Annotated in this window: 15 protein-coding genes; 6 read left to right on the top strand and 9 right to left on the bottom strand. The window is 72.8% G+C overall.

All coding sequences use genetic code 11. The features are described from left to right. Window positions 1-13 precede the first annotated feature (13 nt). The 4 genes from ACI6QG_RS17790 to ACI6QG_RS17775 are packed head-to-tail and all read right to left on the bottom strand — an operon-like array spanning window position 14 to window position 3103. Complete coding sequence (locus ACI6QG_RS17790) at window positions 14-373, bottom strand: helix-turn-helix domain-containing protein (RefSeq protein WP_407025932.1); 360 nt, start codon at window positions 371-373, stop codon at window positions 14-16. Continuing rightward, window positions 370-903 (bottom strand): Smr/MutS family protein, encoded by a 534-nt coding sequence (locus tag ACI6QG_RS17785; RefSeq protein ID WP_407025931.1) that lies wholly within the window; start codon window positions 901-903, stop codon window positions 370-372. Before ACI6QG_RS17785 ends, ACI6QG_RS17790 begins: the two co-directional genes overlap by 4 nt. Beyond that, window positions 903-1682 (bottom strand): LutC/YkgG family protein, encoded by a 780-nt coding sequence (locus tag ACI6QG_RS17780; protein ID WP_407025930.1) that lies wholly within the window; start codon window positions 1680-1682, stop codon window positions 903-905. Before ACI6QG_RS17780 ends, ACI6QG_RS17785 begins: the two co-directional genes overlap by 1 nt. Then, a complete protein-coding gene (locus ACI6QG_RS17775; protein WP_407025929.1) occupies window positions 1679-3103 on the bottom strand; it encodes a lactate utilization protein B in 1425 nt (474 codons plus the stop codon). Before ACI6QG_RS17775 ends, ACI6QG_RS17780 begins: the two co-directional genes overlap by 4 nt. Before the next feature lie 63 nt (window positions 3104-3166). On the opposite strand from ACI6QG_RS17775, the gene ACI6QG_RS17770 reads away from it, so the two are divergent. Beyond that, entirely contained in the window at window positions 3167-3979 is an 813-nt protein-coding gene (locus ACI6QG_RS17770; RefSeq protein ID WP_407025928.1) for a class I SAM-dependent methyltransferase, read from the top strand. Window positions 3980-4031: 52 nt separating this feature from the next. Beyond that, window positions 4032-5360 (top strand): omega-aminotransferase AptA, encoded by a 1329-nt coding sequence (gene aptA / locus ACI6QG_RS17765; RefSeq protein WP_407025927.1) that lies wholly within the window; start codon window positions 4032-4034, stop codon window positions 5358-5360. Window positions 5361-5901: 541 nt separating this feature from the next. Here aptA and ACI6QG_RS17760 read toward each other — a convergent pair. Genes ACI6QG_RS17760 through ACI6QG_RS17750 form a run of 3 tightly spaced genes read right to left on the bottom strand, consistent with a single transcriptional unit; the run spans window position 5902 to window position 7389 of the window. Next, window positions 5902-6894, bottom strand: coding sequence for a Bug family tripartite tricarboxylate transporter substrate binding protein (locus ACI6QG_RS17760; protein ID WP_407025926.1), 993 nt, complete (start codon window positions 6892-6894; stop codon window positions 5902-5904). Between the two features lie 52 nt (window positions 6895-6946). Beyond that, window positions 6947-7147 carry a hypothetical protein gene (locus ACI6QG_RS17755; RefSeq protein WP_407025925.1) on the bottom strand — a complete coding sequence of 67 codons (201 nt, stop codon included), beginning with the start codon at window positions 7145-7147 and terminating at the stop codon, window positions 6947-6949. Beyond that, entirely contained in the window at window positions 7144-7389 is a 246-nt protein-coding gene (locus tag ACI6QG_RS17750; RefSeq protein ID WP_407025924.1) for a hypothetical protein, read from the bottom strand. Before ACI6QG_RS17750 ends, ACI6QG_RS17755 begins: the two co-directional genes overlap by 4 nt. A gap of 104 nt (window positions 7390-7493) precedes the next feature. Here ACI6QG_RS17750 and ACI6QG_RS17745 point away from each other — a divergent pair, with 104 nt between their 5' ends. From ACI6QG_RS17745 to ACI6QG_RS17730, 4 genes are read left to right on the top strand one after another with little or no spacing between them, the layout of a single operon-like run. After that, window positions 7494-8462, top strand: coding sequence for a CobW family GTP-binding protein (locus ACI6QG_RS17745; RefSeq protein WP_407025923.1), 969 nt, complete (start codon window positions 7494-7496; stop codon window positions 8460-8462). Further along, on the top strand, window positions 8459-9481 hold the full coding sequence (locus ACI6QG_RS17740) for a WD40 repeat domain-containing protein (protein ID WP_407025922.1): 1023 nt from the start codon (window positions 8459-8461) through the stop codon (window positions 9479-9481). Before ACI6QG_RS17745 ends, ACI6QG_RS17740 begins: the two co-directional genes overlap by 4 nt. Next, window positions 9478-10296: an aldo/keto reductase gene (locus ACI6QG_RS17735; protein WP_407025921.1), complete on the top strand. Its 819-nt coding sequence runs from the start codon at window positions 9478-9480 to the stop codon at window positions 10294-10296. Before ACI6QG_RS17740 ends, ACI6QG_RS17735 begins: the two co-directional genes overlap by 4 nt. Window positions 10297-10346: 50 nt before the next feature. Further along, entirely contained in the window at window positions 10347-10775 is a 429-nt protein-coding gene (locus ACI6QG_RS17730; protein ID WP_407025920.1) for a DUF3775 domain-containing protein, read from the top strand. A 12-nt stretch (window positions 10776-10787) separates the two neighbouring features. On the opposite strand, the gene ACI6QG_RS17725 is transcribed toward ACI6QG_RS17730, so the two are convergent. Together ACI6QG_RS17725 and ACI6QG_RS17720 are read right to left on the bottom strand one after the other, a co-directional pair. Continuing rightward, complete coding sequence (locus ACI6QG_RS17725) at window positions 10788-11777, bottom strand: hypothetical protein (RefSeq protein ID WP_407025919.1); 990 nt, start codon at window positions 11775-11777, stop codon at window positions 10788-10790. Next, window positions 11774-12638, bottom strand: an 865-nt coding sequence (locus ACI6QG_RS17720) for an FkbM family methyltransferase (protein WP_407025918.1), incomplete at its 5' end; no start/stop codon positions are given. The genes ACI6QG_RS17725 and ACI6QG_RS17720, both read right to left, overlap by 4 nt.

The following is a 12638-nucleotide window of genomic DNA, read 5'->3' as shown; positions in this document are numbered from 1 at the left end:
CGCCGGCCCGGCCTCAGGGCGGCGGCTCGCCGAGCAGCGCCAGCAGCGCCGCCACCCGCGCCTCCGGCAGGTCGCGGATGCGGCGGGCCAGCTCGTTGGCCAGGCGCGTCGCGGCGGGGCTGAGCCCGGCGGTGTCCACCACCACCCGCGGGTGGGACAGCCGGGCCAGCGCGGCCAGCTCCTCCGCCTCGTCCCAGATCAGGCCGAAATATTCGTTCACCTGGTGCACCAGCCCGGCCGAGGGGCGGCCGCGCCGGCCGTGCTCCAGCGCCGACAGGTAGGCGGCCGAGACCTGGAGCGCGGCGGCCAGCTCGCTCAGCGTGGTGCCGCGCGCCTCGCGCAGGGCGCGCAGGCGCTCACCGAAGGGGGTCATCGCATCCGGCGCAGCAGCAGGTGCACCGCCCCGGCATTGGCGCGGTGCGGGTGGGCGGCGCCCAGCACCAGCCCGCGCAGCGGCGCCTCGTTCAGCCAGTGCGGCAGCTCCCGCCGCAGCACCCCGCCCTCCGCGCTGCCGCCCTTGCCGGTGACGATGCACACGCAGCGCACCCCGTCCGCCTGGGCGTCCAGCAGGAAGCCGCGCACCGCGCCGTGCGCCTGGGCGGCCGTCATGCCGTGCAGGTCCAGCTTGCGCTCCACCCGCGTCTTGCCGCGGCGCAGGTCGCGCCAGCGGCGGGCGTCCAGCCCCGGCGGCGGCGCGCCCACCGCCACCGGGGGCGGCGGCAGCGGGCGGGCGGGCAGGACCAGGGCGGGCGGCGGCGCGTCGGCGCGGGGCGGCGGCGGCGTGATGGTGACGGATGGCGGGGCGGCCGGGCGCGGGCGGCCGGGCAGCGGCGTCACCGACTGCGCCACCACCGCCCACAGCGCCTGGTCGGCCGCGCTCAGCTCGCCCCGGCGGCGGCGCATCAGTCGCCCGGGTTGGCCAGCCCGCCCGGCCGCGCCACCGGCTGCTTCGCCGCCTCCGGCCGCAGGTCGGGCGCGGGGCCCAGCGCCGCCGGGTCGTCGTCGAGCACGATGACGTGCAGGCGGCGCGGGCCGTGCGCCCCCAGCTCCAGCGTCTGCTCGATGTCGGCCGAGCGCGAGGGGCCGGTGACCAGCATCACGTTGCGCGGCATGAAGCCGCCGGTCAGCGCGTCCTGCCGCTCGGCGCGCAGCAGGTCCCAGGCCTCCTCGTAGGCGCCGACGATGCGCGACGCGCGCAGGAACACCATGGCGGTGTCGGGCAGCAGGTTCAGCGTGGTCGGGCGCTCGCCGGCCACCGGCAGCATCAGCGTGCCGGTCTCGGCGATGGCGGCGAAGCCGTGCTGCAGGCTGGCCTGGTCCGCCGGGTCGCCCTTGCGCGCCTGCCATTCCAGCATTGGCCGGGTGTCCCAGGGCAGACCGGTCAGCTCCGGGTGCGGGGCCATGGCGAAGCGGCCGGGCAGGTTCTGCGCCGCCAGGTAGTCGGCCACGGCGGCGGGCACGGAGGCGAGGTCGGGCACGCGCTCGACGCTGCCGAACTCCTTCTCCACGTTGCGGATGAACAGCGCCACCTGCCCGGCGCGGTCGAGGCGCGAGCGCGCGGGAATCATGTGGCGCGGATGGGCCGCGATGCGCCCGCGCAGCATGGCCTGCTGGTCCTCGGGCAGCTCGCCGCGCCGCAGGCCGCGGCGGATGGCGCCCAGGATGGCGTCCCGGCCGCTCATGCCCCGCGGCCCCGGCGGGCGTGCCATTCGGCCATGAAGGTGGAGCCCTGCGGCACCGGCAGGTCCCGCCCCGCCGTCCAGCCGCCGGCGAGCGGCAGGGAGCGCAGCGCCCCCCTGCCCCGCCCGGCCAGCGCCAGCGCCTTGGCCGCCGCGCGGCTGGCCAGCCGGTACAGCGCCGGCCGCCGGGCGAACCACGCCCAGAGCGCGAGGTTGGAGCGGACGGCGCCGGGCTGCAGGTGGCGCTCGAACTCGCGCTCCCGCCAGTGGCGCATCAGCTTGGGCAGGGGGATCTTCACCGGGCAGACGCTCTCGCACTTGCCGCAGAAGGTGGAGGCGTTGGGCAGGTGCCCCGCCTTGTCCACCCCGATCAGCGAGGGCGTCAGCACGCTGCCCATCGGCCCCGGATAGGTCCAGCCATAGGCGTGCCCGCCCACCGCGCCATAGACCGGGCAGTGGTTCATGCAGGCCGAGCAGCGGATGCAGCGCAGCATCTCCGCGAACTCGGTGCCGACCATGTTGGAGCGCCCGGCATCCACCAGCACCACGTGGTACTCCTCCGGCCCGTCGAGGTCGCCCTGGCGGCGAACCCCGGTGCTGAAGGTGGTGTAGACGGAGAAGTCCTGCCCGGTGGCCGAGCGCGCCAGCAGCCGCAGCAGGCTGGTGCAGTCCTCCAGCGTCGGCACCACCTTCTCGATGGAGGCCAGCACGATGTGCACGCGCGGCAGGGTCTGCGTCAGGTCGCCATTGCCCTCGTTGGTGACGATGACGGAGCTGCCGGTCTCGGCGACCAGGAAGTTGGCGCCGGTGATGCCGACGTCGGCGGCCAGGAACTGCGCGCGCAGCTTGGTGCGGGCCTCCGTGAGGATGTCGCGGCGCTCGTGGAACACGCGGTCGGGCGGCAGGTCCTTGTGCGACTTGCGGAAGCTGTCCTCCCAGTCCTCGCGGTTCAGGTGGAAGGCGGGGCCGATGATGTGGGAGGGCGGCTCCTTGCGCAGCTGGAGGATGTATTCGCCCAGGTCGGTCTCGACGGGGCGGATGCCGTGCGCCTCCAGGTGGTCGTTGATCCCCAGCTCCTCGGAGATCATGGACTTGCCCTTGGTGACGGTGCGCGCCCCGGCCTTGCGGCAGATCTCCAGCACCGCCGCCCGCGCGTCGTCGGCGGTGTGGGCCCAGTGGACCTGCCCGCCGGCCTTCACCACCTGGGCCTCGTACTCCTCCAGGTAGAAGTCGAGGTGGGCGAGGGTGTGGTCCTTGATGCCCTTGCCGATGTCGCGCAGCCGCTCGAACTCCGGCAGGCCGGCGACGGCGGCGGAGCGCTTGCTCAGGAAGCCGCCCTTGGCGCGGGTCAGCGCCTTCTGGAGGCCGGGATCCTCCAGCGCGCGGGCGGCGTTGTCCTTGAACTGGGGCGAGGTGGCGAGCATCCCCCCATCCTAGCGCAAGCCACCGCTGGACGGAACGGCGCGCCGCGCCTCACCCTGCGGTGGATGGAACCGGAATGGCGCCGCCTGAACCTGCTGAACTGGGAGGAGCGCACGGCGCTGCACCTGGGCCCGCGCGGCTATGACCTGGCGCCGCACCGCGCCGGCCGCGGCCGGCTGGACCCCATCGCCGCCGCCGTGCTGGGCGACCCCGCGGGCCTGCGCGTGGCCCATGTGCAATGCCACATCGGCGATGACAGCGTGGCCATCGCCCAGGCCGGCGCCGCCGAGGTGCTGGGGGTGGATTTCTCGCCCGCCGCGCTGGAGGGCGCGCGGGCGCTGGCGGCGGAATGCGGCGCCCCCTGCCGCTTCGCCCTGGCCGATGCCCAGGCCATCCCCGAGGCGCTGCCGGAGGAGGCGGGGCGCTTCGACCTCGCCTTCGCTTCCTGGGGTACCATCACCTGGCTGCCGGACCTGCACGCCTGGGCACGCGGGCTGGCGCACCTGCTGCGGCCCGGCGGGGCGCTGGCCTTCGCCGACTGCCACCCGGTGGCGGAGGTCTTCGACGGCTGGGAGGCCGGGCGGCCGGGCTGGGGCTTCCCCTATTTCGCCCGCCAGCCCATCCCCTTCGAGGACGCGGTGGACTACGCCGCCGGCGAGCCCATCGCCAACGGCGCCACCATCATCCACCTGCACCCGCTGGGGGACATCCTGGGCGCGCTGGCCGGGGCCGGTTTCCGGCTGGACCGGCTGGAGGAGCATGACCGCCTGCCCTGGCCGCTCTGGCCCGGTCTGGTCAAGGCGGAGGGGCCGTACTGGACCTGGCCGGACCGGCCGTGGCTGCCGCTGTCGCTCTCGCTGCGCGCCACCCGGTGCTGACATGGCAGGCCGGGCGGGCCTATGCTTCCGCACCCGTGCAGGACCGCCCGCGATGAACGAGATCTCCATCCCCCGCCCGAACGACCTCGACGCGTTCTGGATGCCCTTCTCCGACAACAAGTACTTCAAGGGCACGCCGCGCCTGCTGGCCCGCGCCGAGGGCATGCACTACTTCACCCCCGAGGGGCGCGAGGTGCTGGACGGCACCGCCGGCCTGTGGTGCTGCAACGCCGGCCATGGCCGGCGGGAAATCACCGAGGCCATCCAGAAGCAGGCCGCCATCCTGGACTTCGCGCCGACCTTCCAGCTCGGCCACCCCATCGCCTTCGAGGCGGCGGCGCGCGTGGCCGACCTGACGCCCAAGGGGCTGGGCCGCGTCTTCTTCACCAACTCGGGCAGCGAGAGCGCGGACACCGCGCTGAAGATGGCGCTGGCCTACCAGAAGGCCATCGGCCAGGCGCAGCGCACCCGGCTGGTGGGGCGCGAGCGCGGCTACCACGGCGTGGGCTTCGGCGGCATGTCGGTGGGCGGCATCGGGCCGAACCGCAAGCAGTTCGGCGCCATGCTGCCCTATGTGGACCACCTGCCGCACACCCACCTGCCGGCGCAGAACGCCTTCTCGCGCGGGCAGCCCGCCCATGGCGCGGCGCTGGCCGACGAGCTGGAGAAGCTGGTGGCCCTGCATGGCGACACCATCGCGGCGGTGATGGTGGAGCCGGTGGCGGGCTCCACCGGCGTGCTGGTGCCCCCCGTGGGCTACCTGGAGCGCTTGCGCGAGCTCTGCACCAAGCACGGCATCCTGCTGATCTTCGACGAGGTCATCACCGGCTTCGGCCGCATCGGCAGCCATTTCGGCGCCGAGCGCCTGGGCGTGGTGCCCGACATCATGACCATGGCCAAGGGCCTGACCAATGCCGCGGTGCCGATGGGCGCGGTGGCGGCCTCCGACGCCGTGTATGACGCCATCGTGCAGGGCACCGCGGCGGGCATCGAGTTCTTCCACGGCTACACCTATTCCGGCCACCCGCTGGCGAGCGCGGCCGCCATCGCCGCCATCGACATCCACGTGCGCGAGGACCTGCCGGGCCGCGCGCGCGCCATCGAGGGCTACTGGGAGGAGGCGGCGCATTCCCTGAAGTCCGCGCCCAACGTCATCGACATCCGCAACCACGGCCTGATCGCCGGCATCGAGTTGCAGGGGCGCGAGGGCAAGCCCGGCGACCGCGCCATGCGCGTGTTCCGCCGCTGCTTCGACGAAGGGGTGCTGGTGCGCGTGACCGGCGACATCGTCGCGCTCAGCCCGCCGCTGATCATCGAGAAGCCGCAGGTGGACCGGCTGATGGGCACCTTGCAGGACGCGATCTACGCCGAGGCGGCATAAAATGAAAATCGTAGTATTTATAACGATGACAATGTATTTAATAGCTTGCAAGCAAGGTAACGCGCAACATTCAGCATTTACTCCATATGAATGGAATACTCTTCGTCAGATATGCCACCAGCAGATTGATTTGCCTCCTTGCGGCCTCCCAAATAATGTGACGACCTCGCCATGCGCCGCGCGGTTTGGCTTATCCGATCAAGCCGAAAGTTGCTTCAGAGAACGATCAGGAGAATACAGAAGAAATAATATTATACAAATCCAAATTAGGGGTGCCACCCTTATGATATCAAACAACATTACATCAAATATGATATGCAATACAGAAGAAGATCTTCACTATTTTTTTTGGAATACTTTGGGCGATCCCACTCGGCATCCTAAGCCCGAGAGCTGTCGTGAGCTGAGAAGAGGTTACAATGTCACGCTACAACAATGTAATGCTGCGGGAATATATTGTAGCGTGACATCATCATCGGTTTTCAATAGATCGGGGTGGATTTCGTTCGACCTTCTCCGACCACGTAATTAGTACTCTGCCTCACTCCAGCGTCGCCCCGGAATCCCGCATCAGCCGCTCCCACACCGAGAGCTGGCTGTTGAGGTATTGGCCGAAGGCGGCCGGGGTGTCGTCGGCCACCGGCTCGAAGCCCAGCGGCGACAGGCGCTCGCGGAAATCGGCCGAGCGCACCACCTGCGCCAGCACCTCGTGCCAGCGCGCCACCACCGGGGCCGGGGTGCGCCCGGGCAGCACGGTGGCGTACCAGCTCTGCATGTCGATGCCGCTGCCGGGCAGCACCTCCCTCATGCCGGGCACCTCGCGCAGCTCGGGCACGTAGCCGATGCGCTCGGCGCTGCCGACCGCCAGCGGGCGGAAGCGGCCCGAGCGGACATGCGGCATCAGCGCGGGGATGACGTCGAACATCATGTCGAGGGTGCCGGCCAGCAGGTCGGTGATGGCCGGGCCGCCGCCGCGGTAGGGGATGTGGTTGATCTCCATCCCCGCCGCGCGGTTGATGGAGGCGAGCGTCAGGTGCGACGGCGTGCCGGTGCCCGAGGAGCCCATGGAGATGCGCCCCGGCTGCGCCTTGGCCGCCGCGACGAGGTCGGCGAAGGTGCGCCACGGGCGGTCGGCGTTGACCACCAGCAGCACCGTGCCGGTGGACACGCGGGTGACCGGCGCGAAGTCCCGGATCGGGTCGAAGGGCATGCCGCGCTGGTAGAGGAACTTGTTGGCCGCCAGGATGGAGGCGGTGCCGAGCAGGATGGTCTGCCCGTCCGGCTCGGCCTTGGCGACCACGTCGGCGCCCAGGTTGCCGCCGGCGCCGCCGCGGTTCTCCACCACCACGGGCTGGCCGAGGAGGGGCTGCAGGCGCTCGGCCAGCAGGCGGCCGGTGATGTCCACCGCGCCCCCGGCGGCGAAGGGCACCACCAGCCGGACGGGGCGGCTGGGCGCCCAGGGGGCCTGGGCGCGGGCCAGGCCGGGCGCAGCCAGCAGGGGCAGCGCCAGGGCGGCGCGACGGGACAGGGTCATGCGAGGCTCCTCATGCTGCGCGGTGCGTAGCCGGTGCCTGATGTAGGGACAATTACCCGGATTTGCCCACCTGGTCCTTGAAGGCGCCCGCGGCCTCCGGGCTGTGCGTCTTTTCCGTGCGCTTGCCCGCCGCGCGTTCGCTGTGCGGCTTCACCTTGGCGGCGTCCATGTCCGCGTCGGTGGAGCGCGTGTCCATCTCGCCGCCCGTGGTCCTGGCCGACCAGTCCGGCTTGTTCTGCCCGTTGCCCGTCAATGCACCGTCTCCTTCCTTTTCCGTGGCGCGGCGGCCTTGCCGGCCGGCGCCGCCTTGGCCGGCGCCTTGCGGCCGCTGCCGCCCGGCTGCTTGCCGCCGCCATCCTGCTTGTTCACCGTGGCCCAGGCGCGGGCCTCGGCCTCGGCCTCCGGCACGCCCTGGGCCTCGTAGCCCTCGGCGATGTGGGCGGCCTTGCGCTTCTGCTTGGGGGTGTACTTCGCCTTGGGGTCCTTGCTCGCCATGCGCGGGGTCCTTTCCTCCCGCCAACGCCGGGCATGGCCGGGGGGTTTGGTGTCGGCGCCGGCCACGCCATATTGCGCCGCAAACCTTCCCAGGAGTGCCCGCCATGTCCGAACCCGTGCCCGTCACCGTGCTGACCGGCTACCTGGGCGCCGGCAAGACCACGCTGCTCAACCGCATCCTTTCCGAGAACCACGGCAAGAAGTTCGCCGTGGTGATCAACGAGTTCGGGGAGCTGGGCGTGGACAACGACCTCGTCGTGGATGCGGACGAGGAGGTGTTCGAGATGAACAACGGCTGCATCTGCTGCACCGTGCGCGGCGACCTGATCCGCATCCTGTCCCAGCTGATGCGCCGGCGCGACAGGTTCGACGGCATCATCGTCGAGACCACGGGCCTGGCCGACCCCGCCCCCGTCGCGCAGACCTTCTTCGTGGACGAAGACGTGAAGAAGGCCACCAAGCTCGATTCCATCGTCACCGTGGTGGACGCCAGGCACCTGGCCGCCCGGCTGGACGACAGCAAGGAGGCCGAGGAGCAGATCGCCTTCGCCGACCTGCTGGTGCTGAACAAGATGGACCTGGTGACGGAGGAGGAGGCCGCGGCGGTGGAGCGCCGCATCCGCGCCATCAACCCCTATGCCCAGGTCATCCGCGCCACGAAGAGCGACGTGCCCATCGCGGAGGTGATCGGCCGCGACAGCTTCAGCCTGGAGCGCATCCTCCAGCGCGAGCCCGAATTCCTGTCCGGCGAGGACGAGCACGACCACGACAGCGAGGTGAACAGCGTCTCCTTCGAGGTGTCCCGCCCGGTGGACCCCGAGAAGTTCAACCAGTGGATGACCGACCTGCTGGCCGCCAAGGGCCAGGACCTGCTGCGCACCAAGGGCATCCTCGCCTACCCCGGCGAGGACCGGCGCTTTGCCTTCCAGGCCGTGCACATGATCGCCGATGGCGACTACATCGGCCCCTGGAAGGAAGGCGACCCGCGGAAGTCCAAGATCGTCTTCATCGGCCGCGACCTGAACCGGCCCGCGTTGCGCCGCGGCTTCGAGGCCTGCCAGGTGCCGGCGTGAGTTCCACGGCAAGCCCTGACTTCCTGGTCGAATCGCGCGGCACCGTCGCGGAGCTCGGCGCCTGGGTGGTGGGGCTGGCCTTCGGGCGGGGTCCGGGCGGCCTGTTTGCCGGGCTGGGCGACGGCACGGTGCGCCTGGCCGGGCCGGAATGGCAGGTGGTGCAGGCGCATGACGGCGCAGTGCTCTCGCTCTGCGCCGATGCCAGGGATGGCGCGCTCTCGGGCGGCGATGACGGCCGGCTGCTGCGCATCGCGCCCGATGGCAGCACGGTGGAGCTGGCGAAATACGGCTCCAAGTGGGTGGAGCACGTCGCCGCCCATGAATCCGGCGTGCGCGCCTGCGCCGTGGCCAAGGCGGTGCATGTGCTGGACATGGCGGGCCAGCCGCTGAAGTCGCTGGCGCACCCCTCCACCGTCGGCGGCATCGCCTTCGACGGCAAGGGCAAGCGCATCGCCGCCTCGCACTACAACGGCGCCTCCGTGTGGTTCGTCAACGCCAAGGAGGACAAGCCGCGCGTGCTGGAATGGAAGGGCAGCCACCACGCCATCGCCGTCTCGCCCGATGGCGAGCACGTGGTGACGGCGATGCAGGAGATGTCCCTGCATGGCTGGCGCCTGAAGGATGGCCAGCACATGCGCATGTCCGGCTACCCGGCCAAGACGCACAGCCTGGGCTTCACCGCCAAGGGCAGGTGGCTGGCGACCTCGGGCGCGGAATCCGTGGTGCTGTGGCCCTTCTTCGGCGGTGGGCCGATGGGCAAGCAGCCCACCGAACTCGCCGGCGGGGACGAGGTGTTCTGCACCCGCGTCGCCTGCCACCCGCAGCACGACATGGTGGCGGCCGGCTTCGAGGACGGGCTGGTGCTGCTGGCCGACATCGCCTCGGGCCGGGTGCTGCCCATCGCCCCGCCGGGCGGCGGCGGCGTCTCGGCACTGGCCTGGAACGCGGCCGGCACGTTGCTGGCCTTCGGCACCGAACAGGGGCGCTGCGGCGTCGTGGACCTGGGGAAGCGCGCATGATTCTCGAGACGCCGCTGCTGCGGATGCCGGCCCTGGGCCTGGGCACCTGGCCGATGAAGGGCGCGGAATGCGAGCGCGCGGTGGAATCCGCGCTGTCGCTCGGCTACCGCCACCTGGACACCGCCGAGATGTACGGCAACGAGGAGGCCGTCGGCGCCGCCCTGGCGCAATCCGCCCTGCCGCGGGAGGAGGTCTTCCTCACCACCAAGGTGTGGTTCGACAAGCCGGACGAGGCCAGCTTCCACGCCGCCGCGCTGCGCTGCCTGGAGCGCCTGGACCAGCCCTACGTGGACCTGCTGCTGGTCCACTGGCCCTCGCCGCAGATGGACCTGCCGGGCATCCTGCGCGCCCTGGCCCGGCTGCGGGAAGGCGGGCAGGCGAAGGCGGTCGGCGTCTCCAACTTCCCCGCCGGCCTGCTGCGCCGCGCCCTGGAGCTGGACATCGCCCCGCTGGCCTGCCTGCAGGTGGAGCACCACGCCATGCTGGACCAGTCCCGCCTGCTGGCCATCACCGGGCCGGCGGGGATGGTGCTCACCTCCTACACGCCGCTGGGCAAGGGCGGGGTGGCGGAGCACCCGGTCATCCAGGCCATTGCCCGCCGCCACGGCGCCACCGGGGCGCAGGTGGCGCTGGCCGCCATCCTGGCGCGCGGCCGCGTCGCCGCCATCCCCAAGGCGGCGGGGCCGGAACGCCAGAAGGAGAACCTGGGCGCCCTGGCCCTGCGCCTGTCCGCGCAGGACCTGGAGGAGTTGGCCGCCCTGCCCGGCGACCGCCGCTTCGTGAACCCGGATTTCGCCCCCGACTGGGCGGCCTGAAACGCAACCCCGCCCTGGCGCATTCGCCCCCCGCGGAACGGAGCGACACCATGCCCCCACAGGACGAGGACGACGAGGTTGACCTGGGCGTGAGCCTGGAGGTCATCGCCACCATCGTGGACCTGGCCAACGCCGTGCAGTCGCCCGAGGAGGGCACCATGGGCGACGGCGACGAGGACGAGGAGCTGGACGACGACGAGGACAGCGACGACCTGGCCGACGAGGACGCCACCCTCGACATGCTCACCGAGTACATCGACGAGCTGAACGAGGACCAGCAGGCGGCGCTGATCGCCCTGGCCTGGGTCGGCCGCGGCGACTACGACGCCGAGGGCTGGGACGAGGCGCTCAAGCTGGCCTACGAGCGCAACGCCAAGGGCACCGCCGCCGAGTACCTGGTGGACATGCAGGGCCTGGGCGACCTGCTTTCCGAAGGCGTCGCCGCCTTCGGGCTGAGCGTGGAGGAAGTGGAGCGCTGACGGCGCCCGGCCTCAGGCCGGCGCGAAGCGCTCCAGCCAGTCGGCGGCGGCCGCCAGGACCAGCTCCTGCGGCCCGTCCAGCGCGGCTTCCAGCAGCGCCGCCTGCCCCGGCCCGTCCAGCGGGCGGGCGGTGACGGCGTCGGCCAGCCAGGCGGCGCCGGGGAAGGCCGCGGCCAGGGCGGCGATGGCCTCGCGCGGGTGGCCGCCTTCCAGCACCAGGGCGCGCAGGTCCAGCCGCAGCAGCACCGGCACGTCGCCCGCGGCTTCCAGCGCCTCGGCCGCCGCGCCGGGGGCGGCCAGGCGCAGCAGCCCGGCGCCCTGGCGCAGCATATCCCGCGCCGGGGGCGCCTCGCGCGCCTCCACCTGCGCCCGCACGCCGTTCTCGGCGATGTTGGCGGCCAGGAAGGCGGCCTCGCGCAGCCGGCCTTCCCACAGGCGCAGCCCGGCCAGCCGCGGCGCCGCGGCATGGATGGCCAGGGCCGCCAGCCCGATGCCGGCGCCGGAGACCATGGCCGTCACCCCCTCCCCGCCGCCGGGCAGCAGGGCGCGCACCGCCGCGGCCAGGGGGGCGGCCGGGCCGGGGGCGCCGGCGAATTCGGGGTCGCGCGTGTCGCCGAACAGCGCCATGTCCCGGCCGGGCAGGCGCAGCCGGCGCAGCCGCAGCCCGTCGCGCGGCGGCAGCAGCGCCTGCAGGTCCGGCGCCGAGAGCACCTCGCGCCGCAGCCGGTCCAGCTCCGGCACCTCCCGCCCCGGCGGCGCCGCGGCGGGAAAGGCGCCGTCGCGCAGGGCGATGGCGGTTTCCAGCGCGGCGGGGCCCACCGGCGCCGCCACCGGGCTGTCCAGCCGGCCGGACACCATCCGCGCCTGGAACTCGGGCGAGGCGAGGATGCCCTCGCGCAGCGCGGCCAGCCCGGCGTTGCGCCAGCTCTCCACCACCTCGGGCGATTCCGGCTCGCGCCCCAGCAGCAGCAGGTAGGCCCAGCGCACCGTGTCCGGCGTCATTCCCAGCGCTCCATCCAGTCGAGGTCGTGGCAGAGCACGAGGTCGTCCACCCCGGCCCTGCCGGCCATGATGGCATGCAGCACCCCCAGCCGCCCATCCGGGTGCGTCACCGCCTCGGGCGCGCCGTCGTCGCGGAACCAGCACAGGTGCGGCGCCAGGGTGGCCAGGCGCTCCAGCACCGCGAAGGGGTTCTCGCGCGCCAGGGTCATCTGGGTGAACAGGTTGAACTCCACCAGCACCAGCGGCCGGAAGCGCTCCAGCGCGGCGGCGGCCCCGGCCAGCACCGGCTCCTCGGCGCCCTCCACGTCCAGCTTCAGCAGGTCCAGCCGCGTCGCGCCGGCCTCGGCCAGCAGGGTGTCGGCGCGGCGCAGCGGCACGCGCAGCGTCTCGCCCTTCCAGTCGCGGGCCGGGCGGTCATGCGGGAACAGGTGGCTGGTGGCGCGGTTCGGCAGCTCGCGCCGGAACGCCGCCTCGCCATCCGTGGCGCCCAGCGCCAGGGGCCAAACGCGGGCGCGGTCCAGCCCGGCGGCGCGGAGGTTCCAGCGCAGCAGCTCCGCCACCTCCGGGTCGGGCTCGGCGGCGTGCAGGGCGGCGTGGCCGGGCCAGGCGGCGGCCAGGGCCAGCACGGTGACGCCCAGGTTGGCCCCGGCATCCAGCGCCACCGCGCCGTCGCCGCCGCCGGGGCGCCAGGCGCGGGCCAGGCGGGCCAAACGTTCGGCCTCCGGCTCGGCGCCGCGCTCGCCCAGGGCGCGCCAGGCCTCGTCCGCCGGCTGGCCGCGCACCCGGTGCGGCTGCCCGGCGATGCGGACCGGGTGCGCCGGCACCGGGCCGCCCCAGGCCGCCGCGCAGGCCGCCGCCCAG

It is taken from the genome of Sabulicella flocculans (assembly GCF_045449635.1).
Taxonomy (GTDB): Bacteria; Pseudomonadota; Alphaproteobacteria; order Acetobacterales; family Acetobacteraceae; genus Roseococcus.
The sequence above is the reverse complement of the archived record's forward strand: the minus strand, read 5'-3'. Positions and strand labels throughout refer to the sequence as shown.

Coding starts and splice junctions, on each gene's coding strand:
- ACI6QG_RS17775 (WP_407025929.1), bottom strand. CDS start 3,103: ATGCTCGCCACCTCGCCCCAGTTCAAGGACAACGCCGCCCGCGCGCTG.
- ACI6QG_RS17770 (WP_407025928.1), top strand. CDS start 3,167: ATGGAACCGGAATGGCGCCGCCTGAACCTGCTGAACTGGGAGGAGCGC.
- ACI6QG_RS17725 (WP_407025919.1), bottom strand. CDS start 11,777: ATGACGCCGGACACGGTGCGCTGGGCCTACCTGCTGCTGCTGGGGCGC.
- ACI6QG_RS17785 (WP_407025931.1), bottom strand. CDS start 903: ATGCGCCGCCGCCGGGGCGAGCTGAGCGCGGCCGACCAGGCGCTGTGG.
- ACI6QG_RS17730 (WP_407025920.1), top strand. CDS start 10,347: ATGCCCCCACAGGACGAGGACGACGAGGTTGACCTGGGCGTGAGCCTG.
- ACI6QG_RS17750 (WP_407025924.1), bottom strand. CDS start 7,389: ATGGCGAGCAAGGACCCCAAGGCGAAGTACACCCCCAAGCAGAAGCGC.
- aptA (WP_407025927.1), top strand. CDS start 4,032: ATGAACGAGATCTCCATCCCCCGCCCGAACGACCTCGACGCGTTCTGG.
- ACI6QG_RS17735 (WP_407025921.1), top strand. CDS start 9,478: ATGATTCTCGAGACGCCGCTGCTGCGGATGCCGGCCCTGGGCCTGGGC.
- ACI6QG_RS17760 (WP_407025926.1), bottom strand. CDS start 6,894: ATGACCCTGTCCCGTCGCGCCGCCCTGGCGCTGCCCCTGCTGGCTGCG.
- ACI6QG_RS17745 (WP_407025923.1), top strand. CDS start 7,494: ATGTCCGAACCCGTGCCCGTCACCGTGCTGACCGGCTACCTGGGCGCC.
- ACI6QG_RS17780 (WP_407025930.1), bottom strand. CDS start 1,682: ATGAGCGGCCGGGACGCCATCCTGGGCGCCATCCGCCGCGGCCTGCGG.
- ACI6QG_RS17790 (WP_407025932.1), bottom strand. CDS start 373: ATGACCCCCTTCGGTGAGCGCCTGCGCGCCCTGCGCGAGGCGCGCGGC.